17 protein-coding genes and 1 pseudogene are annotated in these 20,753 nt (G+C 67.0%); 11 read left to right on the top strand and 7 right to left on the bottom strand.

Annotated elements, in window-relative coordinates:
• The first annotated feature begins 108 nt into the window (after positions 1 to 108).
• Positions 109 to 339 (top strand): hypothetical protein, encoded by a 231-nt coding sequence (locus NFL01S_RS17320; protein WP_062976475.1) that lies wholly within the window; start codon positions 109 to 111, stop codon positions 337 to 339.
• A 291-nt stretch (positions 340 to 630) separates the two neighbouring features.
• Entirely contained in the window at positions 631 to 1,176 is a 546-nt protein-coding gene (locus tag NFL01S_RS17315; RefSeq protein WP_245670739.1) for a flavin reductase family protein, read from the top strand.
• A 207-nt stretch (positions 1,177 to 1,383) separates the two neighbouring features.
• On the opposite strand, the pseudogene NFL01S_RS17310 reads toward NFL01S_RS17315, so the two are convergent.
• A pseudogene (locus NFL01S_RS17310) lies at positions 1,384 to 1,812 on the bottom strand (enoyl-CoA hydratase/isomerase family protein); the annotation flags it as partial.
• Positions 1,813 to 1,957: 145 nt separating this feature from the next.
• Here NFL01S_RS17310 and NFL01S_RS36990 point away from each other — a divergent pair.
• Positions 1,958 to 2,062, top strand: a complete 105-nt coding sequence (locus tag NFL01S_RS36990) for a mycothiol transferase (RefSeq protein ID WP_245670738.1) — start codon at positions 1,958 to 1,960, stop codon at positions 2,060 to 2,062.
• A 64-nt stretch (positions 2,063 to 2,126) separates the two neighbouring features.
• Here NFL01S_RS36990 and NFL01S_RS17305 read toward each other — a convergent pair whose 3' ends face one another.
• On the bottom strand, positions 2,127 to 3,146 hold the full coding sequence (locus tag NFL01S_RS17305; RefSeq protein ID WP_062976471.1) for an ABC transporter substrate-binding protein: 1,020 nt from the start codon (positions 3,144 to 3,146) through the stop codon (positions 2,127 to 2,129).
• Positions 3,147 to 3,363: 217 nt separating this feature from the next.
• On the opposite strand from NFL01S_RS17305, the gene NFL01S_RS17300 reads away from it, so the two are divergent.
• The 6 genes from NFL01S_RS17300 to NFL01S_RS17275 all read left to right on the top strand — a co-directional run bounded on the left by NFL01S_RS17300 (position 3,364) and on the right by NFL01S_RS17275 (position 10,207).
• Positions 3,364 to 4,335: a FecCD family ABC transporter permease gene (locus NFL01S_RS17300; protein ID WP_062976683.1), complete on the top strand. Its 972-nt coding sequence runs from the start codon at positions 3,364 to 3,366 to the stop codon at positions 4,333 to 4,335.
• Positions 4,332 to 5,414, top strand: a complete 1,083-nt coding sequence (locus NFL01S_RS17295; RefSeq protein ID WP_062976469.1) for a FecCD family ABC transporter permease — start codon at positions 4,332 to 4,334, stop codon at positions 5,412 to 5,414. Before NFL01S_RS17300 ends, NFL01S_RS17295 begins: the two co-directional genes overlap by 4 nt.
• Positions 5,411 to 6,223, top strand: coding sequence for an ABC transporter ATP-binding protein (locus NFL01S_RS17290; RefSeq protein ID WP_062976467.1), 813 nt, complete (start codon positions 5,411 to 5,413; stop codon positions 6,221 to 6,223). The genes NFL01S_RS17295 and NFL01S_RS17290 overlap by 4 nt, the downstream gene beginning before the upstream one ends.
• 331 nt (positions 6,224 to 6,554) lie before the next feature.
• Positions 6,555 to 8,261, top strand: a complete 1,707-nt coding sequence (locus tag NFL01S_RS17285; RefSeq protein WP_245670736.1) for a hypothetical protein — start codon at positions 6,555 to 6,557, stop codon at positions 8,259 to 8,261.
• A gap of 125 nt (positions 8,262 to 8,386) precedes the next feature.
• Positions 8,387 to 9,265, top strand: a complete 879-nt coding sequence (locus NFL01S_RS17280) for a TIGR03854 family LLM class F420-dependent oxidoreductase (protein ID WP_062976465.1) — start codon at positions 8,387 to 8,389, stop codon at positions 9,263 to 9,265.
• A gap of 195 nt (positions 9,266 to 9,460) precedes the next feature.
• Positions 9,461 to 10,207: a DUF2306 domain-containing protein gene (locus NFL01S_RS17275; RefSeq protein ID WP_210744732.1), complete on the top strand. Its 747-nt coding sequence runs from the start codon at positions 9,461 to 9,463 to the stop codon at positions 10,205 to 10,207.
• A gap of 47 nt (positions 10,208 to 10,254) precedes the next feature.
• On the opposite strand, the gene NFL01S_RS17270 is transcribed toward NFL01S_RS17275, so the two are convergent.
• Positions 10,255 to 10,866, bottom strand: a complete 612-nt coding sequence (locus NFL01S_RS17270) for a Uma2 family endonuclease (RefSeq protein ID WP_062976463.1) — start codon at positions 10,864 to 10,866, stop codon at positions 10,255 to 10,257.
• A 53-nt stretch (positions 10,867 to 10,919) separates the two neighbouring features.
• Between NFL01S_RS17270 and NFL01S_RS17265 the strand changes: the two genes are divergently transcribed.
• Both NFL01S_RS17265 and NFL01S_RS17260 read left to right on the top strand, forming a co-directional pair.
• Positions 10,920 to 11,222 (top strand): hypothetical protein, encoded by a 303-nt coding sequence (locus tag NFL01S_RS17265; RefSeq protein ID WP_062976461.1) that lies wholly within the window; start codon positions 10,920 to 10,922, stop codon positions 11,220 to 11,222.
• A gap of 10 nt (positions 11,223 to 11,232) precedes the next feature.
• Entirely contained in the window at positions 11,233 to 11,787 is a 555-nt protein-coding gene (locus NFL01S_RS17260) for a DUF8020 domain-containing protein (protein WP_062976459.1), read from the top strand.
• 160 nt (positions 11,788 to 11,947) lie between these two features.
• Here the strand turns inward: NFL01S_RS17260 and NFL01S_RS17255 are convergent, their stop codons facing one another.
• From NFL01S_RS17255 to NFL01S_RS17240, 4 genes are all read right to left on the bottom strand, one after another.
• Positions 11,948 to 17,413, bottom strand: coding sequence for an ATP-binding protein (locus tag NFL01S_RS17255; protein WP_062976457.1), 5,466 nt, complete (start codon positions 17,411 to 17,413; stop codon positions 11,948 to 11,950).
• 417 nt (positions 17,414 to 17,830) lie between these two features.
• Positions 17,831 to 18,874, bottom strand: a complete 1,044-nt coding sequence (locus NFL01S_RS17250; RefSeq protein ID WP_062976455.1) for a Rieske 2Fe-2S domain-containing protein — start codon at positions 18,872 to 18,874, stop codon at positions 17,831 to 17,833.
• A gap of 3 nt (positions 18,875 to 18,877) precedes the next feature.
• Complete coding sequence (locus NFL01S_RS17245) at positions 18,878 to 19,453, bottom strand: nitroreductase family deazaflavin-dependent oxidoreductase (protein ID WP_084492772.1); 576 nt, start codon at positions 19,451 to 19,453, stop codon at positions 18,878 to 18,880.
• Between the two features lie 68 nt (positions 19,454 to 19,521).
• Positions 19,522 to 20,742: a cytochrome P450 gene (locus NFL01S_RS17240; protein ID WP_062976453.1), complete on the bottom strand. Its 1,221-nt coding sequence runs from the start codon at positions 20,740 to 20,742 to the stop codon at positions 19,522 to 19,524.
• Between the last annotated feature and the right edge of the window lie 11 nt (positions 20,743 to 20,753).

The following is a 20,753-nucleotide window of genomic DNA, read 5'->3' as shown; positions in this document are numbered from 1 at the left end:
GCATGTGTGACCGTTGTCACCCGGTGTGCTCCGTGCGGTTCACCGGGCGATCGGGTCGTTATGACCGTGTGCCTTTCACGAAACGGAACGACACGGAGGGTTGTGCCCATGGATCGCCGTAGTGTCCCGAATGTCGAACGTCCGGCACCCCGGTACGGCCGGACCGTCCGGATTGCCGGGATGGAATGGGTGACTGCGCTGCTGGCACTGGCCATGTGCCTGCTGTTTGCCGCGGGAATCGCCATGCTGACGCATTCACTGGTGGCTACGGTCGCCGCCACGGCCGGTATCGGTGTGGGGTTGGTGGCAGTGTCGAGGATCCTGCGGACGGGGCGATAACGGTCCCGCCGCCATGGACGGACAAGGTCGCGGCCATCGTGACTCCTCGCGTCGGTGTAGTACGGCACGGCCCGGTGTGGACAGGCGGGCCGAACGCTACGGTTCGGCCCGCGGTGCGTCTTCACACGTTTCGGATGAACCGCGGCCGTTGCCGCAGCCGACCGGGGCACTGCCCTGCGCCGGGGCGGCCTTCGGTGTGGTGCTCTACCGTCGAGTACGCGTTTCCGGCCGTCGCGGCACCGGACCGGTCGATGCGAACGCCATCACGCCCGCGCCAGGAGGATGTTGCCGATGCGAACCGATATCGATCCCGGCGAGTTGGGGCACGGCGGCTTCTACAAGGACCTCACGAGTGTCGTCGTCCCTCGGCCGATCGCATGGGTATCGACCCGTTCCGCCGCGGGTGCCGACAATCTGGCCCCGCATTCCTTCTTCACGGTCTCGTGCGTGGCGCCGCCCATGGTGCAGTTCACCTCGGTGGGCCGGAAGGATTCGCTGCGCAACGTGCTCGAGACCGGTGAGTTCGTCGTATGCCTGGCCACCGAGGCGATGTTCGAGCAGGTCAACGCCACGGCCACGGATTTCCCTGCCGAGTTGTCGGAATTCACCGAGGTGGGTTTGACGCCGGAGCGTAGTGCAACCGTGGCGCCGCCGCGGGTCGCGGACCGCGACCGGCGTGCACGTCGACGTCGTGGTGGCGGGTGTGCTCTTCGCCCTGGCCGCGATACCCGCAATTATGTTGGTACGCAGCCGGAAGGCGGCGCCGATATCGGAACCCCCCACACAGAACAGTCCCCGGTAGTCTCCATCGGATTCCCGAACCTCAGTCGTCGCTGACTGTTCCGGATTCCGACTGGCTTGCCGGGGGCCTGGCCGGACTTTCGAGGGATGTCACCGCGATTCTCCGAACGTCTTCGTCGAACCCGTCACATTCTTCGTTGTTCCGGTGTATCTCCAGTCTCCTCCGTATCGGCCGCCAGTCAAGACCTGCGCCGCAGGTAGTGGCGATATTTCCGTCCCGGGCGGGGGTGAATCTGCGATTTATCAGCGCAGCGCCGCAGCGGCAGCGCTGTACATGGTGGATTTGATGGCGGCCAGCGTTCCGGGGTTCTTGCCGGGCAGGGGAGTGAGCCGGTCTACGGCGCTGGTGAGGACCTCGGCTTCAGCGGCGGTGGCGTCGACGAGTCCGGCGGCCAGGGCCTCCGGGCCGCCGAAACGGTGGCCGGTGGTCATGGCGGTCACCGCGGTCTGGGGGCTGAGTTCGGCCTGGATGAGCGCGGCCATACCGAGGGTGAAGGGGATATTGATATCGACTTCGGGCAAGCAGTAATAGCCACGGTCCTCGCGCATGACGCGGTAAACGTGGGCGATGGCCGGCATGGCTCCGGCGCCGAATGCGTGGCCGTTGACGGCGGCGACGGTGGGCAGGGGGAAGGTGAGGATCCGGGCGAACAGTTCCTGGACGCGGGCGACAAGTAGGCGACGAGGAAACCTCGGCCGATGTGATCGTCGAATTCGAACGCGCCGGTGAGCGTTCCCGGATGATGGCCGTCCGCTACGACCTCGACGACATCGAACACACCCGGACCTGGGTGAGGTCAGCCTGCGGTTCATCTATTTGCTGCTGAGCCAGGATTTCGCGCGTCACGCCGGCCACGCCGATATTCTCCGCGAGCAGATCGTCCGGTCCAGGGCGGTCGATCGCACCGGACGAGCGCGGTGATCGAATCCCACGCCCGTCCGGTCGTCACCCGCCCTGCCTGCGTTCGAAGGCCGGAAGCTGTTGTCTATTCCGGGATCAGATCCTTGCGCGGGTCGACTCCGAAGTGCTCGGCGAGTTCGGTGATCGAGGCGTGTGCGCCCTGAATGCTCACCGAGAGGACGAACGGCTCGTCGTCGACCTGGAGAACATCTCCCGACAGACGCTGCCACAGCGGGTTGGCTTCGAAGGAGGCCTGCTGATCCCGGCTGGAATCGCCTTCGCCGCCCGGTGGGGTGTAGGTGGAGACCATGACGATGCCCGCGTCCGCCTTCAAGATCTGTTCCATCGACAACGGTGTGAAAATGCTGTCGGTGGTGTCGGGAGCACCGGCGGGACGCGGAATACCCATATCGGTCATGATTTCGCCGATGAACGAGTTGCTCGAATACAGTCGCGCGGTGTCCTCACCGGCGAAGCGAACCAGTGAGTACGTGACCTCGGGTTTCCGGGCCCGGATCTGGTCGCCGACCGCGGCCGCGCGTTCCTCGTAGGAGGTGATCAGCTCTTCGGCGCGGTCCTTGCGGCCCAGCGCCTCGCCGAGCAGGACGATGTTCTGTTTCCAGGTCGGTCCGGTGGACTCGGAGAACACGGTGGGCGCGATCTTGGTCAGCTGGTCGTAGAGCGCTTCGTGCCGCACCTTGGCCGAAATGATGAGGTCGGGTTCGAGTTCCAGGATCTGTTCCAGGTTCGGCTCGGCCGTCGTACCGACATTGACGGAATCGGCAACCTTGTCGTCGATATCGCCCAGGTACTCCGGGAACGGATTGCCCGGGTCCGCGCGGTACTGGACGTAGCCGACGAGGGGGACGCCGAGCAGTAGCGCCGCATCGGCGTAGCTGGGGTCCAATGCGACGACTCTTTCCGGCGGGCTGTCGATGGTGGTGACGCCCATGGCGTGTTCGACCGAAATCGAGGAGCCGGTCCCGGCCGGCGCGCCCGGGTCCGTCTCGCTGGAACCACTGCAACCGCCGGCGAACACCAGGCCGCATGCCATGAGGGAAATCAGTGATCGCCGCGCGATCGATCGAGTGGACGTTCCTCTCATGAGGTGACCTTTCATCCGGGCCGGGCTGCAGGAGGTAGCCGAATAAGGATAGGCTGCCCAACGTAGGGCTGACCTTAGCAAGGAGTACCGAGATGTCGACACCGCGTTCGCGAGCGCACCGGTGCTGAAGGACACCACCGCGGGTCCGCTCGATTCTGCGAACGTCGCCGCGCGCACGCCGGGAAACAGACTCCGCTCCGCACGTTCACCGCTGGTCATGATCGCCGTACCGATGGCCGCCGTGCTGGCGGCCATCCTACTGAGCGTCTGCATCGGCAGCAGTCCCTCGAATCCGGCCGAGGCGTGGCATGCGATCTTCACCCCCACCGGAACCGATATGGACGTGACGATCCGCGAACTCCGATGGCCCCGCACGCTCATCGGAATCGCGGCCGGGGCCTGCCTGGGTGTCGCCGGAATCCTGACCCAGGGGCATACGCGCAACGCTGTCGCCGAACCGGGCCTGCTCGGTATCAACCAGGGTGCGGCGCTCGCGATCGTCGCCGCGACCTTCCTGCTCGGCGGCCTTCCCGTCCATGCCGAAGCAGGCCTGGCCTTCGCCGGTGCCCTGGCGGCGAGTGTGGTGGTCTTCGCGGTCGGCACCGCTGCCCGGCACGGGGCGACGCCGGTCACCCTGGTGCTGGCCGGCGCGGCCGTCGCCGCCCTGTGCGGTGGCCTGGTCACCGGACTGGCGCTGCTGGACAGCCAATCCCTGGACACCCTGCGTTTCTGGCAGGTCGGTTCACTGGCGGCGCGCCCGCACACGATCGAAGCGATGTGGCCGTTCGTCGCCGCGGGACTGCTGCTCGCCGTGCTGAACATCGGCGCGCTCAATACGCTGGCGCTCGGCGAAGATACGGCCCGGTCGCTGGGCACCTCGATACCGCTCGCCCGGTGCGCCGGTATCGCCGCGATCACCCTGCTCGCCGGTTCCGCCGTCACCATGGCCGGGCCGATCGCCTTCGCCGGACTGTTGGTGCCGCATATCGCGAGGGCCCTGGTCGGCGCCGACTACCGTCGTTCGGTACCCGCGGCGGCCGCGTTCGGGATCGTCCTGGTCCTGCTGGCCGATACCGCGGGCCGGGTCATCGCCCGCCCCGGTGAGCTATCGGTCGGGGTGGTGCTCGCGGTGATCGGGGCGCCGTTCTTCGTACTTCTCGCCCGCCGCCGGCGACTGGTGACCGTATGAGCGGCGCGGCCCCGCACCTCCTCGCCCCCACCCGTGTCGCCCGGTGGGGGCCGGTGTCGTTGCGTATCGCACCGCGCGCGCTGACAGTGGGTGTCTCGCTGGCCCTGCTCGTCCTGGTCGCCGCTGCGATCCATATGGCCAACGGCGGGTCCGTGTTACCGCTCGACGAGGTCGTCCGGGCGGTGCTCGGCGACGATTCGAATACCCGGGTCCACCTCGCCGTAACGGAATTCCGGGCGCCCCGCACCGTCGGGGCGATCATCGCCGGCGGCTGCCTGGCAATGGCGGGAGCGCTCACCCAGACGGTCGCCCGCAACCCCCTTGCCAGTCCCGACATCCTCGGTGTCACCGCCGGTGCGTCGCTCGGCGCCGTCTCGGTGCTGGTGCTGGCCGGTGGCGGGGCAGCGGGTTTGAGCGGTATCGCCGCGGAGATCGGACTACCGGCTGCCGCGTTCACCGGCGGCGTGCTGGCCGGGGTGGTGGTGTACCTGCTCGCCCGGTCCGGGACTCTCGACAGCTACCGCCTCGTACTCGTCGGCCTCGGCATCAACGGACTGGCCGTGAGCCTGACGACGTGGCTGCTGACGCTCGGCGATGTCACCAATGCGGCCCAGGCGCTGACCTGGATGTCCGGTTCGCTCAACGGTACGGACTGGCTGCTGGTGCAGCCGATGGGCCTGCTGGCACTCGCGTTGCTCGCCGGTGCGCTGCTGCTGGCGCAGCGGCTGGTACTGCTCACCATGGACGACGATATCGCGATCGGCCTCGGCGTACGGATCGGCGGCCTCCGGCTGTCTGCGCTGATGCTCGCGACACTCCTGGCCTCCGCCGGTGTCGTCGTCGCCGGGCCGCTCGTATTCGTCGCCCTGGCGAGCCCGCAGATCGCGCGCCTGCTCACTGGGGCGGCCGTCCCACCGCTGTTCCTGTCCGGACTGGTGGGCGTGGTATTCGTCCTGGTCGCCGATACCGTCGCCGCGAACGCGCTGGCGGTATCGCTGCCGGTGGGAGTGGTCACTGCGGTATTGGGCGGGCCCTATCTGATCTATCTCGTCCTGCGGAACCAGAGGAGGCTTACGTGAGTCGTCCGGCCACGGAGTCCGTACTACGGACGGAGAACCTCACCCTCGGCTACGGCGGCGCCGACGTCGTCACCGATATGACGTTCGACGTCCCGACCGGATCGGTGACCTCGATCATCGGCCCCAACGGCTGCGGAAAATCGACCTTGCTGCGCGGCCTCGGCCGGCTCATCACCCCTCGTTCCGGCCGGGTCCTGCTCGACGGCAAACCCATCGGCAGCCAACCCACCAGGCAGGTCGCCCGCCGGATCAGCATCCTGCCCCAATCACCCGCTGCCCCACCCGGTCTCACAGTCGCCGACCTCGTCTCCCGCGGTCGCCATCCCCGGCAACGGTGGTACGAGCAGTTCTCCGTCCTCGACGAGAAAACACTCCGGCACGCTCTGGACAGCACCGGCATCCTCGACCTGGCCGGCACCCGGCTCGAAGAACTCTCCGGCGGGCAACGCCAGCGCGCCTGGATATCCATGACCCTCGCCCAGGAAACCGGCATCATGCTGCTGGACGAGCCGACAACCTACCTGGACCTCGCACATCAGGTGGAACTGCTGGAACTGATCGTGCGCATGAACCGCGAACACCACCGCACCGTCGTCATGGTGCTCCACGACATCTCCCTCGCCGCCCGCTACAGCGACCACCTCGTCGCGATGAAATCCGGTGCCATCGTGACCCAGGGCCCGCCCGCAGATGTTGTGCGCCCGGAGATCCTGCACGACGTATTCGGGCTCACCGCCCAAGTGATCACCGAACCCACCCACGGTCGCCCGCACGTCATTCCCCTGGGGGCGGTGCCACCGCAAGCGTGACTCCGGCCGGAATCCTCCTGTCGATACCGCCGCGATCAGGGCATGCCGTCCGTTTCCGGTGAGGAGGAAGTCATCTCTCGCCGGCGCGGATTCCGGTCGTGTGCGCTGTTCCGTCTATCGGGCGCTGATCGGGCCGATTCGCGCGCTGAGCGCCCGCGGTAGTCACCACTGTCCGCGCTGACCGATCAGGGGGCCCGTCCCGTCAAGTACAAGAGCACAAGGGAATTCACCACCCCGCTTGCCATCGGCGCCCGGAGTCGGCAAGGTGGCCCATCGTGCGGCGCCGGTTTCGTCATGGCGGGCGAGCACGGTCATGCGGAGGGGTGTTGCAGTGCTGACGGCGGAGTTACCCGGTGCAGTCGAGGTCTCGGAGAAAGAGCCGGAGCGCCGCGCCAGGTCGTGGCCGGCTCCGTCGGCGGCCGTGCTGGGTGGTGCTGCCCTGCTGGGTTGGCGTGCGGCCGAATACGGCAGCTGGATCGTCGACGATGCGGGCATCACCTTCGCGTACGCGCGCAGTGCCGCCGAGGGATTCGGGCCGGTGTTGCAGCCCGGCGCCGAGCCGGTGGAAGGGTTCTCCAACCCGACCTGGCTTTTCGTGTTGATGGTGGGCAAATGGTGTGGCCTTTTCGACCGCGGTGCCCTTTTCGGCATCCCCGATTACGCCCTCTACCCGAAGGCGGTCGCGCTGATCTGCTGTATGGGGATCCTCGCCGCGTGCTATGCCGCCGCCCGCCGGGTATCACGGTGGCCCGCCCTGGTCACCTTTGCGGCAGGCGCTGTTCTGGCCTCGATACCCTCCTTCGTGATCTGGTGCTTTTCCGGCCTGGAAAACGCCTTGTTCGCACTGACGGTGTGTGTCCTGGCTGCGCATCTGTTTCTGGCGGTGCTCGACGACCGATTGTGGACACCGGCGGTCGCGGTGACGGCCGGTGCGCTGGCCGCGTTCGCCGCGTTGACCCGTCCGGACGGACTGATCTATCTGGCCGCATACCCGTTGACTTCGGTGATCCTGATGCGGCGCGCGACCTGGCCCGCCGCGCTCCGGTGCGGACTGTATTCCGGACTTGCGTTCGCGATTCCGTACGGGACCTATCTGCTGTGGCGGATCACCGAGTTCGGCCGGCTTGTTCCGAATACCGCTGTCGCCAAACATCAGTCGTTGCCCTCCTTATACGATCTGGCCCGGGCAGGGGAGCTGGTGCAGTATGCGGGTGTTCCCGCGGTGCTGGCGGCCGTGATGGTGGGCGGGCTCGCGTTGTGGCCGCCGGGCAGGTGGCGTGACGGCGCTGTCGCGCTGCTGGTGCCGCTGGTTCTGGCGGTGGTCGCCTACTGCGTCCTGGAACCGGACTGGATGGCGCAATTCCGGTTCGCCACCCCGGTGTGGGCACTCGGTGCGGTCGTTCTCGTGCTGTCCGTCGGTCAGCTGGCGGCGCGACTGCGGAAACACGGACGGGCTCTGGTCGCGCTGGGTCTGATCGGTGCCGCGATCCCCTCCGGCTGTGCGTTCGCCGGACAATCCGCGGCATACAGTGCCGACGAGGATGTGCCTGTGTGCTGGATCGCCCTGCGATTCGGCCGCCTGTTCAACGGGTACGCGGATATTCTCCGTATCCCGCGCGGCACCCTGCTCACCCCCGATATGGGCGGAAGTGCGCTGACTTCGCGGTTGCAGCTGATCGATATGGCAGGTCTCACCCATACTCGAATGGCCGACATCATCGCCGGCAACGACCGCACCACCTTCGGTGACTATGTATTCGAGGAGCTGCGGCCCACCTTCATCCATACGCACGGGCCATGGCTGGAGAACAACATCACCAGCGACGCCCGCGTCATGCGCGACTACTACGTATTACAACGCTCTGAGGACCCCACCGTGCCGGACGAGGACTGGGTCCGTAAAGACGTTGTGCACGATCAGCGCCAACTTGGGCAACTTCGCGAGTATGCGGCTACGGCTATCCCACCGCTGGTCGAGAAACAGCAGGCGGAGGGCTGCGGACCGACGCTGCAGCCGGGGCAAACCCTCGCCGAGTGATCTGCGCTACGAGCGGGAACCCGGCGGGCTGCGTGCTGGTATGTGCCGCGCCGGAACCGGTCCGGAATGCCTGTCCCGGAGCGTGTGTTGTGCGAGGAACGTATCCGGTGACGAAGGAGTGCCAGGTGAAGATCCGCTTCGGTATCGGGACCGGCTCGGATACCGACCCCGGGGAACTACCGGCCCTGGTGGATCGGCTGGAAGCCGCGGGAGTCGATTCGCTGTGGTTCTCCGAACTCGTCCACGCCCCGGCCGTCGACCCTGTCGTGGGGATGGCGGTCGCGCTCGCACGTACCGAACGCCTCAAGGTCGGCACGTCGGTGGCGATTCTGCCTGGCCGGCATCCGGTGCTCGTCGCCAAGCAGCTGGCGTCGCTGGCCCTGCTCGCTCCGAAACGGGTGCTGCCGGTGTTCGGGTTGAAACCGGCGCAGGTGAACGAGCTCGACCTGTTCCCGGTGACGGGCCGGCGCGGCAGCGTTTTCGACGAATCGCTGGAGTTGCTGCGTGCGGTGCTGCGCGCCGACGAAGTGGATTTCGACGGTGCACATTTCTCGGTGCGCGGCGCCGGGATCGGGAAACGACCCGCCCGCCCACCCGATATCTGGCTCGGTGGGCGCGCACCGGCCGCGTTCCGCCGTATCGGCCGCTACGGCGACGGCTGGCTGGGTAGCTTCCTGACTCCGGCCGAAGCCGCAGCCGGAGTGTCCGCGATCAATGCGGCCGCGGCCGCGGCCGGCCGAGAGATCGAGGCCGATCATTTCGGTATCACCGTGCTGATCGCGCAGGACGGTCTCCCGGACCGGTTGGTGACGCAGCTCCGGCAGCAGCGGCCGGAGACCGATCCGGCGGATCTGGTGGCGGGCAGCTGGCCGGATCTGCACCGGTTGATCGACGGTTATCTCGCGGCCGGGCTCAGCAAGTTCGTGGTGGTACCCGCGGGTGGTGCGGCGTCGAACGGCTTCCTGGATCGTTTTGCTACCGAACTCCTGCCGCGGGAGAACTGATTCGCACCCGTACCGGCAAGTTTGTTCCCCGCTGGCCCAGTGAGGAGAACCGATCAGCGGCCGAGGCCGCGACCGGGGTGTGACTGTTTCGGGGGAAGACCGGTAGCTGGGTAGGACTGCGGTGGCGCATGGTCGTCCCACGGGCCGCTCCGCAGAGTGATGTGTGTCCGTACTCTGGATTCCTACCGTCGATTCGTGACCACCGACGACACGATAAGCGAAGCGCACCGACACCGTTCGCGACCGGCAACCGGTCCCCGCTGGTGGCGCCGCCCCTGGATTCTCCCGCTGGCGGCTGTGGCGGTGTTGTTCGTCGCCATCTCGCTACCGCGGTACCTCACCTTCGACCCGGATCTGTCGAGAGTTCAGCAACCCGGCGTCGCTGTGCACTACCCGTTCCTGGTGGCGCACGTGATCTTCGGGTCGATCGCCATGCTCACCTGCTGTATCCAGGTATGGCCACGGTTCCGCCGGAAGTATCCGGCCGTACACCGGTACGCCGGGCGCATATACGTTGTGGCGGGTGTGTTGCCCGCCGGCGCAGCGGCGCTGGTCCTCGGTGCCACGACGCCGTTCGGTCCGGTCGCCATGGCGAGCAATCTACTGCTCGCCGTCATCTGGCTCGGCTGTACCTTGCAGGGCTTCCGGGCCGCCCGGCAGCGCCGTTACGCCGACCATCGCCGGTGGATGATCCGAAGCTTCGCGCTCACCGTCTCGATCATCACCAACCGGGTGTGGGGTGTGCTGGTCGGAATCGCGCTGGCACCGCAGCTCGACACCACCTTCCGCGGCAGCGAAGAACTATTCGGCCAAGCCGTCGGCGGGACCGTGGCGTGGCTGGGCTGGACGGTGCCGCTGCTGATCGCCCAGTGGTGGCTCGAGCGCGGGAGCTCGAACGGCCCCGCGGTAATGCCGGGTCGTGAGGCGTCGGGTGCCCGCTGATATGCGGTGACGGCCCACGCTTCTGTCGGCGGTGGCGGATGTGCTGCTCAGGGACGATGGAGGGCGTCGAAGGTAATGGCGAGGGTAACCGGAGTGTCCAGGACCAAGGCGGTGCGGTGGACTTTGTGGGGCATGTACCGTAATCCGGACCAGTCGAGGCGGTATTCCTCGATACGGTCGATAGTTTCCCAGCTCTTGTCGAAGTGGACGATCAAATAACCGGGAATGCCGGTGCGCGCATACAGTTTGTGTTTTTCGGTGGTGTCGGAATCGACCGTGCTCTTCGAAGCGACTTCGACAACCAGGGCGATATGGTCGCGAACGGTGTTCACATCGTAGGGTTCGCAGTCCCGGACGAAGATATCCGGATAGCGGACGTTGAGCCGGTGATCGGCCCGGTGATCGTCCGCGTCGGCGAAACGGACAGCGGTATAGGACCCTATCCGCAGACACGGGCCGGCGGGGTCGCGAGCGTCCTCCAGCGCGGCGGCGAGGCGGCGCACCACGCGACTGTGTGCCTCGCTCTGTGCCATCAAGCGCACCACGAGGCCGTCCACGATCTCGACGTCGCCGAATGTGCCGCTCAGGTCATCCGGCTCGGCATTCAGGAATTCTTCGGCGGTGATCCGAGGGTGCTTGTCGGGATGCGATGCCGTCACAGTCAGCTCCTCGTGGGGATTCAGCGGCTGTCCGCAGGGATCGACCTGCAGAAATGCTGATCGAAGACTACCAGCGGTCGGTACCAGCTTGTCCCGGTGTCTTGCTGCGACCACATCCTGCTGGTATCGGAACCGTACTGCGCGGCAATGCCGAGGCTGTGCTCCCAGAACTGACAAGTTCGGACGACTGTTTTGTCCGCCGTGAGCTCGAGAAGTATATGGTGATGGGTCTGTTCCGGCACGAGCGTGACTGTCGCATATACGCAAATCACCAAGCGGCGAAAGATATTTCGGTAATGAATCCTGCCGGGTATGCGATCATCCACACGATCGATCCGCACTTCGAACACAGATAGGGCATGCACAATGAAATTCGCCAAAATCGCCGCAACGGCGTTGCTTTCCACTGCGGCAGTCGGCGTCATGGCCGGTACCGCACACGGTGAGGCGAGTATGGCGCATCCGGTAGCCGGGAAAGTGGATGGGAATGTGGGGTATTCGATGGCGTGGTCCCCCGACCGCTCCAGCGCGACCACCACACTCACATCGGGCGCTTTCGCGGTTACCGAGAATTCGGTCGAGGTCGTCGCAGCAGACGGCGAAGTGCTGGAACAGGTGCCGCTGGTGTATCAGGTCGCGGGTCAGGAGGTCCGTCTCGACGCGCAGGTGGATGCGGCCGGAACCTCCCTGACCATCGACCGTCCCGCCGCTGCCGCGAACGGTGCGCCGGTGCCGACTGCGCCGCTGAAGGATATCGCCAGTAACGAAACGCTCATCCTGGGCGCGGCCATCGGCTGTGGGATCGGTGCCCTTATCGGGCTCGTCCTTCTGATCGTGGGCGCTCTGCCCGGCTGCCTCGTCGGTGCCATCGTCAACGGCGGCCTGGTGATGAACGGCCAGGGGATTCTGCCGCCCCGGTAATCGAGCCTGGTGCGAACCGTTTTGTAGCGCCCTGTGACGCTGCACGCAGACGTGGTGCTCGTGCTGCGGTAAAAAACGATGCCCTCGCCGCTGGGGTCGGCGAGGGCATCAGCAGGGCTTGGGCGGTGCACACTTCCACCGCGCGCACCGCTCGATCAGATCACCCCAGCCGCGCCTCGATGGCTTCGATGATGCGGGGGCGCAGTTCGGCGGCGCGGATGATGGCGTCCACCGACCCGACCTCGACGGCGCGCTGGATGCTGTGCACGCCGTCGAACTCCGCGGCGACCTCACCCAGTTTCTCCGCGCGGACCGAGGAGCGGAGTTCGTCGAGTTCCGCGGTGAGGGCGGCGCGTTCGGTGCCGCCCGCATTCGCCGCGCGCTGCTCCAGGTCACGGACCCGGGCGTCGGTGGCGGTACGTTTGCCGACCTCGCCCGCGAACACGACGGCCGCGGCGGGGGCGCCGCCGAGGACCGAGGCGAAGGAGCCTTCGATGGCGAGGACCGTCATATTCGGGTTCAGGGCCTTCGAGAACACCACGAACGCGCCACCGTGGTAGCGGGAGATCACGCAGAACACGATCGGGCCGTCGAAATTGACGATGGCACGGCCGATTTCGGCGCCGTATTCGAGTTGCAGTTTGCGCATCGATTCCGGTGAACCGTCGAAGCCGGACAGGTTCGCGAGGACGACCAGCGGGCGGTTACCGCTGGCCGCGTTGATCGCCCGCGCGGCCTTCTTCGACGACTGCGGGAACAGGGTGCCCGCGGTGTAGGTGTCGGGGCCGTCGGTCGCCGGGAAACCCCGCCGCGGAATGTTCTGGGATTCGATACCCAGCAGGCAGACCGGGATACCGCCCAGATGGACGTCCTGCACGACCGCGGTTTCGGCGTCGGCCATTCCGGCCCAGCGTTCGAGCACATCGTGGTCCTGATCGGACAGTGCCCGCATAACGGTCCGGATATCGAACGGCTTCTTGCGGTCCGGGTTGGCAGTCGGGGAGAAGATCTCGCCGACGGTGGTGAAACCGCTGTCCGCCAGCACGTGCGGGAAGTCGGAGATATCGCGATCCACCGGGTCGGTGGTGGTCGCCCGCCGCGGGGAGTCCTCGCCGGGCGCGACGTAGGTGTGATCGTAATGCGACATCAGGACACCGCGGGCGGCGGTGAGGTTCGGCGCCCAGTACTGCGCCTGGCCGTTCGGGCCCATCACCCGGTCGTAGCCGCCGATACCGAAGTTGTCCTCGGCGGAGACACCACCGGAGAAGTCCAGCGACTGTTTACCGGTGAGCACCATGGCCGAATCAGGGGTCATCACCAGGATGCCCTTGGTGTGCATGAGCATGGTGGCTTCGGCGTTCCAGTACGGCTGGGCGCCGACATTGATACCAGCGACCACGATGTTGATTTCGCGGCCGTCCTGGGTGAATTCGACGATGCGCTTGAGCGCCGCCGCCACCCAGTCCATGTTCTCGGTACCGGAGCTCATCGAGATCCGGGCGCCGGAGGACAGCGCGTACCACTCGAGCGGAACCTGCATCCGGTCGGCCAGATCGAGCGCGCCGATGATCCGGCGGCATTCCGGTTCCGACAGCGCGCCCAGCGATTTCGTGGGATCGCCGAGCAGCACCACGCGGGTGATGCCCTCGGGGTACCGGTCGGTCGGGGTGGTCACCACACCGGCGACGATCGCGGCGGTGTTGCGGCCCTTCGGCCGGTCGACCGGGACCAGCGTGTGGTCGGCGTCGAGATCGTATTCGGTGAAATCGCCGAGCTGATCGGTCAATTCGTACGGGTACACCGCATTGCGGCCGGCGGCGCGCAGCACCTTCTGGCGGTACTCGTCCAGCGGCTCCACCGGTTCGTCGGAACGCTCACCGACGACGACCTGGGTGCCGCCGATCGCGTCGAAGGTGATCCGCAACGCGAGTTTGACCAGTTCACCGGTTTTCGGATCGGGCTGGCGGGCGATGAGCAGTATTTCCTCCAGCCCGGCGCCGACCGTGGTCGGGCGCACCCGCTCGACGATCTTCTCCAGCTCGCCGCGGGTGATGTCGATCGTGGGCCAGATGTACATGACGATGCGGTTGGTCTGCAGCCGTTTGGCCGCCGGCCGCCCGGCCTGCGCCCGCCGGATCGAATCGAGGCAGGTGGCGATGGTGCTTTCGGCGGTCGGCAGGGTGACCAGCCGGCCGTCGTGGTCACGCAGCGCGGTGAGGTCGCGCACCTGGGCGAACGCGACGAGACGTTCGTCGGCGGGGTTTTCCTTGGCCACACACCGGAACAGGTACACCTCCTCGTTGTCCGAGGACGGCAGCTGGGTGAGATCGAACTTGTGCAGCCGCTTCATCTGCATCCGCTGCGCGATATACGGGTGCAGTCCGCGGATGAGGTGTTCCTCGTCCAGGCCGGTGGCCGACGGGCGGAAGGTGAAGTGGTGGTGCATGACCGCGTTATCGCTGCCGGCGACGGTGGCGGTGATCCGATGCACCAGATTGGGCAGTGGCGCGGCATTGAGCACCTCGTGCAGGGCCGCCGCCATACTCTCGAAATCCTCGGGCTGGTTCTCCCAGGACAGGTAGATATCGGCTTCGATGGAGGCGGTACCGGTCGCCAGTTCGGCCAGTCCGCGCACGGTGTCGGCGAGGGAATCGAAGCTCACCGCGGCCGAGACCAGGTTCACGCCCTTGCGTTCGGCCACGACGAAGGTGCAGTCACCGGCCTGCCGGGTGCGAACATCGGTGAGGTCCTTGTTGCCGTAGTAGCGGCGGGTCAGCACCTCCAGCATTGCCGTGTTGTCCGCGGAACCGCGCGACAGCCGCTGCCCCAGCAACCGCACCAGCGGTTCGGTGGCGCTCACCATCTGTGCGATCCGTTCGCCGCGGTCGGCCGCATCCGGGTTGGCGTCGAGGTAGCTGAGGTTCTTGCGGGCGTCGGTGTAGACGCGGGCCCGGTTGCGGCGCAGCACCGGCTGGCCGTACCAGGCGAAGACCAGGCCGCGGGTGAGGTCGGCGATCACCGGGAACCGCACCTGGGTCGCCGCTACCAGCCGCTCCAGGGCGAGACCGACCGGTTCGCGCAGCACTCCGTCGGGCATCGGTTCGCGCAGCCACTCCCGCAGCAGGGTCGAGATGACCTCGACGGTGTCGGCGGGACGCTGCTGAGCGAGAAAGATCCGGAAGACTGCCGCCTCGAGCGCCGGGGTGCGGTCCAATTCGGTGACGCCGTAGTGGCCGAGAGCCGCGGCGAGCTTCGCCCGATACGATTCCGGCAGCCCGGCCCGCTCGACATCGAGGCTCTGCAGGTAGGTGTGGAAGTATTCGCGGGCGCTGTGGACATGGCTGCGGCCGCCGCCGTCGTCGTCGAACGACCGGTTGTGGCTGAGTTCGGCCAGATCGGCGAACACCTGCATCAGCTCGAGTTCCTCGGCGAGCGGCCGGTGGTTATCGGCGACGGCCGCGCGGCGTGCGGTGAGGTAGTCGTCGAGGACGCGGCGATCGTCGTGCGGGTCGACATCGAATCCCAGCAGCAGGCTGCGCAGATCCTGCCGGCCGCGGGTCATCCGCTCGTGCGGCAGGACCTGGGCGGATTCGGCGGGCAGGTCCAGCTCGACCGATACGGTGGCTGCGGTATCCGCGCCGGCATCGTCCTCGGCCAGCGGTTCCAGGCGCAGCAGGGGCGCCCCCGTCTCCACCTGGGTGCCGACGGAGACACCGATCTCCTTCACCCGGCCACGGAACGGTGCACGCAGCACCGTTTCCATCTTCATGCTCTCCAGCACCAGAACCGGGGCACCGGCCTCGACCTCGGCACCGGCCTCCAGCGGGGTGGCCACCACCAGCGCCGGGGCGGGCGAACGGACGACGCCGCCTTCGTCACGGCTGATGCGGTGGGTCACGCCGTCGATATCCACCAGGTGGACCGGCCCGTGCGTGCCGGTGATCAGGCGATACCGCACACCGTTGACCACGACCTGCCCGGTGTGCCGGTCGAAACGTTCGAGGTCGACATCGGCGGTGCGGGCATCGGCGCCCGCCTCGATCCCGACCCGGAACCGATGCGCACCGATCCGCGCGACCCGCACCCGGTAGCTCGCACCGCGCAACTTCAGGTCGAGCGGCCGGCCGCTGTCGTGCTGCACCTGCGGGCGGCCGCCGGCGGCGGTGGACAGCAGGCGATGCTGTTCGACCCGCTCTTCTTCTTCGTAGGCGTCGATGGCGGCGGCGGCCAGGGCGACACTGGAGTGGCGGTGCGAGACCAGCCGGCCTTCACCGCGCACCCGGTCGATCCAGCCCGTATCGGCACTGGCATCGATCACCTCGGGCTGATCCAGCAGGTCGAGGACGAAGCTCTTGTTGGTGGCGCCGCCCTCGATGATCACCCGGGTCTGCGCGACCGCGCGGCGCAACCGGCCCAGCGCCTGTTCACGGTTGCTCCCGAAGGCGATGATCTTGGCGATCATGGAATCGAAATCGGCCGGGATGGTATCGCCCTCGCTGACGCCGGTATCGACGCGGATACCCGGGCCGGCGGGCAGGTCGAGGTGCGCGATACGGCCGGGAGCGGGCGCGAAATCGCGGTCGGGATCCTCCGCGTTGAGCCGGGCCTCGATTGCGTGGCCGCGTTCGGCCGGCGGCTCACCTTCCAGCTTGCCTCCGGAGGCAACATGCAGCTGCGCCCGGACGAGATCGAAACCGGTGGTGTATTCGGTGATCGGGTGCTCGACCTGGAGCCGGGTGTTGACCTCCAGGAACGCGAACAGCTGCTCACCGGGGTGGTAGAGGAACTCGACGGTCGCCGCGCCGCGGTAGTCGACCGCGATCGCGAGCCGCTCGGCGGAGGCCTTCAGTTCGGCCGTCTGCTCGGGGCTCAGCACCGGCGAAGCCGATTCTTCGATGATCTTCTGATTGCGCCGCTGCACCGAGCAGTCGCGCACTCCGAGCGCCCATGCGGTGCCCTGGCCGTCCGCGATCACCTGGACCTCGACATGCCGGGCGCCGGTGACCAGCCGTTCGAGGAACACCACGCCGCTGCCGAACGCACGGACGGCCTCCTGCCGGGTGCGTTCGTAGGCGTCGGCGAGTTCCGACTCGTCGGTGATCACGCGGATACCGCGGCCGCCGCCACCGGCGGTCGCCTTCAGCATCAGCGGGTAACCGATAGTGCTCGCGGCGGCCAGCGCATCGTCGAGCGATTCGACCGCGCCGCGGCTCCACGGCGCGACCGGCACGCCGACCTCCTCGGCGATCAGCTTCGCGCCGATCTTGTCGCCGAGTTTGCGCATGGCCTCCGGACCGGGACCGACGAAGGTCACGCCGATTTCTTCGCACAGTTCCGCGAACGCCGGATCCTCGGCGACGAAGCCCCAGCCGACCCATGCGGCGTCCGCCTTCGTCGCCAGCAGAGCGTTGCGCAGGACCTTCAGGTCCAGGTACGGGCGTGCGGATGCCGGGCCGAGGTCGTAGGTCACATCGGCTTCCCGTACGAACGTCGCGTTCCGGTCGACGTCGGTGTACAGGGCGATCGTTTCGATGGGTTGCCCGGTTTCCGCGGACAGATCCCGGGCGGCGTGGATGAGCCGCATGGCGGACTCTCCACGGTTAACGATGGCGATGCGGTTGAACACTCGCCGACTCCTTCCTGCGCAAGCACGAGCCCGGTCGGGCGGGGTTGCGGGTACGTTTGGGCCAGTCTGCCCCGACACTGCACGAAAATGCACAGCGTGTGGGGGCTACTCGCACGTATTTTTGTCGAGTACGTCTTGGAGGCCGTTACCTCGCCGTGTGAGCAGCCGCTTCTTTGCCGCGCGACGGACGAGCGGTCGGTCGCGGTGACCGCTCGGCGTGGTCAGCGGCCCGCAGTCGGTACCGGGTGCGGGTGCGCATCGGCGCATGGACAGGCAGGGCTACCCGGCCGTGCGAGCCGACCGGGCTGGTGCAATTATCAGCGGAGCCGGGAGCAGCGGGCCGGCGCGCGGTTCGACCGTGCACGACGAACCGTGTCGCCGCCGTGAGTGATTACCGATTGTCATTCCGACCTTCGATCAGGCGTCCGGGTAGAACTGTCGAGCCCAGGCCCGATACGGGCCGATCGGGCCGTCTCCCGCGGCCAGGGCCGGCCGCCCGAGGTATTTCTTGTGCTGCCAGATCTCGCGATCCCGCAAGAGCTCGGACCGCAGCGATCGCAGCGACGTTCGCTCGACGATCGCCTCGACCGACGTCCAGGCGAACCGGCTCGCCCGGCCGGTGGAACGGGTCCGCAGCATCGTGGCTATCCGCACCTCCACCTCACGACCACCGGCCGGGGTCGGGAGGATCAGCTCTCGTATGGTCCAACCCGCACTCGTCACGACCTCGACCACGGAGAATCCCAACCCCTGGACGTCGATGGACAGCTCCGCCGCGACCCCCTTCGACAACGGCAGAGGTTTGCGGAACGAATAGCCGGCCCGCAGGCGCGGCCCCGCGGTGGTGAGTTTCGCCGTGGCCTTCACCTGCTCGAATCCGTGTAGAACCGCGAGATGGCCGGAGTCGACGCCGTTCTCGGTGATCTCCTGCGGGTGACCGTGCAATGCCACCGTGTCGTAGCGCATGGGGCGCCATCGGCTGTCGATCTCGGGAAGCTCGAGTTCCCACGGATCGATGCCAGGTGCTCCGTGCCAGACCAGGATCACCCCGAGCGCTTCGCGCATCTCCAGGGTGCCCAGATGCGCGGCCGGTGGCGGGGAGCCGTAGGGGGTGGATGTGCACCGCCCCGAGGTGTCGAAGCGGAAGCCGTGGAAAGGACAGCGGATTTCTTCTCCTGCCACGGTGCCGCCGTGCCCGAAGTGCGCACCGAGATGGGGGCAATACGATTCGATGGCCCTGGCGGTCCCGGACCGCGTGCGGTAGACGACGATCTCGCGGTCCATGAAACGGCGCGTCGATACGGTGCCGGGGCGAACTTCGTCGGAGAACGCGACGGCGAACCAGCCGTGCGGGAAAGGTGGCGGTCCGGCGCGGAGGTCACGTGCGGCGTACCGCTCGGCCGATGTGGCGGTGGAGTTTCCGGTGAACCGGACGGCGGAGGCCGGCGCGATATCGGTCATTGTCTACCTCGTATCGATCTGCTGGCGGGGAGAGAGGACAGAGGGTGGGGTGTCGACCACCGTCGTCGGTTCCAGCAAGAAAAGGCGGAAGTTTCTCCGGTCCGCGATATCGGCTTCTGTCTCGAATCCCGGCCACGCAGTAACCAGTACCTGCCACAACCGTTCCCGGTCCGCGCCGTCGACGGGCCGGACACGGGTCCGGTAGGACGTGGTTCGTACCGTCACCGTTGCCTCGGACGCGGCCAGCAGGTTCGCCGACCAATCCGGGTGCCGATCGCGCCCCCAGTTCGACCCCGCCACGAGGAAGCCGCCGTCGTGGGGTACGTAGAAAACAGGCGTAGTCCTCGGGATCCCGGTGCGTCGCCCGGGGACAGTGATCAGGGCGACGGTGGTTCCACCCAGCTCGCCCAGTCCGAATCTGTTACGTGTTGCCCGGCGTAGTACCCGTTCCCACCAGATGATGACCGGTGCCGCGTGCGGTAACCACGAGCGGGTGCCGAGCCAGCGTCCGGTACCCCGGAAGGGGCTGCGATGCGGCCCGGGAGCTGTGGGGGTGCCAGTGGATAGTGATTTCACCATGTCCGTTCCTACTGTTGGATCGAGCGGCGAAGTGACGAGCGGGTGCGATCGGCGTATCGCGGTGCGTATCAGGCCGGCGCTACGAAATCCCACGCGGCCGGGAGTACTGCCGGGCCCAGTACGACATTGTGGGTGCGGTAGCGGCGCTCGTCCGGGGACCCGGCCGGACGAAGAGTCGGGATGCGGCGGAGAATCGTTTCGAGCATTATCCGGATCTCCATACGAGCGAGTCCGCGCCCCGGGCACAAGTGTGCTCCGTACCCGAAAGCGAGATGGCCGCTGCCGCTGCGGGTGATATCGAGGTGTTCCGGATCGGGGAAGTGTGCCGGATCCCAGGTCGCCGCGGGCAGGAACGCCGCGATGAGATCACCCGACTCGATAGTCCGGTCGCCGAGTTCGGTGCGACGTGTCGCCATCCGCAGGCCGCCCAGGCTGATCGCGGCATAGCGGATGAGCTCCTCTGTCGCGAGAGGTATCGCAGTGGGGGCGTCCCGCAACGCGGCCAACTGTGCCGGGTTGTCCCACAAGGCCTGAATCGCGGACAGGAAGGCGCTCACGGTACTGTCGCCCCCCGCGACGAGCAGGATGATCGCCATGGCCATCAGTTCGAGGTCGGAGATCGGGTCGTCGCAGCCATCGGCCCTGATGAGCATCTTGCTGAGCAGGTCGTCACCCGGTGACCTGCGGCGCTCGGTGACAAGGCCGTACATGAGTTCGATCAGCGGTAGTTGTTCTTCGAGCGTCTGCTCCGGGGTGGCCCGGGTGTCCAACGCTCGCGAGGTGGTGCGCTCGATGATCTCCGAATGGTGCGGCGGGATACCGAAAAGCTCCGCGAGTACTGCCGCGACAACCGGCTGGGCGAAATGTTCGTGCAGGTTGGCTGGTGTATCCAGCGCCGCGAGGGAATCGATGCGATTGTCGACTATTCGCTGAATCACCGGCTCATATCGGGTCAGATTGGCCCGCGACATCAGCTCGGGACCGAACAGGCGACGGAACCGCTGATGCGCTTCGCCGTCCATCCGCGTGAAGTCACCGTCCGCCGCCGGGCTGTCCGGAACGATATGAGTGAGCAGATGGGTGTTGGGGGCCGGACGGTTGCTGAATCGCTCGGCGTCGCCCAGTAGTTCCCGTATCTCGGCGGCCCGGGTGACCAGCCAGGCGTCGATACCACTGGGACAGCGCACCTTCTGTACCGGGAGTGCTCGACGGAAGGACAGCGCGGCGGGTCCGAAGGGGCATTGGTGTGCTTCGGGGAGGGGGAAACCGGGATGGACGGATGTTTCCATGGCCACTTTCT

This window comes from Nocardia flavorosea NBRC 108225, from assembly GCF_001613385.1.
GTDB classification, from domain to species: domain Bacteria; phylum Actinomycetota; class Actinomycetes; order Mycobacteriales; family Mycobacteriaceae; genus Nocardia; species Nocardia flavorosea.
Note: the sequence above shows the minus strand (reverse complement) of the source record. Positions and strands in the feature narration are given on the sequence as shown.

What these genes read in the sequence shown, in the direction of transcription:
- NFL01S_RS17240 (WP_062976453.1), bottom strand. Translation starts at nt 20,742, where the DNA reads ATGGAAACATCCGTCCATCCCGGTTTCCCCCTCCCCGAAGCACACCAA.
- NFL01S_RS17295 (WP_062976469.1), top strand. Translation starts at nt 4,332, where the DNA reads ATGAGCGGCGCGGCCCCGCACCTCCTCGCCCCCACCCGTGTCGCCCGG.
- NFL01S_RS17305 (WP_062976471.1), bottom strand. Translation starts at nt 3,146, where the DNA reads ATGAGAGGAACGTCCACTCGATCGATCGCGCGGCGATCACTGATTTCC.
- NFL01S_RS17265 (WP_062976461.1), top strand. Translation starts at nt 10,920, where the DNA reads ATGCTGATCGAAGACTACCAGCGGTCGGTACCAGCTTGTCCCGGTGTC.
- NFL01S_RS17245 (WP_084492772.1), bottom strand. Translation starts at nt 19,453, where the DNA reads ATGGTGAAATCACTATCCACTGGCACCCCCACAGCTCCCGGGCCGCAT.
- NFL01S_RS17300 (WP_062976683.1), top strand. Translation starts at nt 3,364, where the DNA reads ATGATCGCCGTACCGATGGCCGCCGTGCTGGCGGCCATCCTACTGAGC.
- NFL01S_RS17250 (WP_062976455.1), bottom strand. Translation starts at nt 18,874, where the DNA reads ATGACCGATATCGCGCCGGCCTCCGCCGTCCGGTTCACCGGAAACTCC.
- NFL01S_RS17260 (WP_062976459.1), top strand. Translation starts at nt 11,233, where the DNA reads ATGAAATTCGCCAAAATCGCCGCAACGGCGTTGCTTTCCACTGCGGCA.
- NFL01S_RS17315 (WP_245670739.1), top strand. Translation starts at nt 631, where the DNA reads ATGCGAACCGATATCGATCCCGGCGAGTTGGGGCACGGCGGCTTCTAC.
- NFL01S_RS17320 (WP_062976475.1), top strand. Translation starts at nt 109, where the DNA reads ATGGATCGCCGTAGTGTCCCGAATGTCGAACGTCCGGCACCCCGGTAC.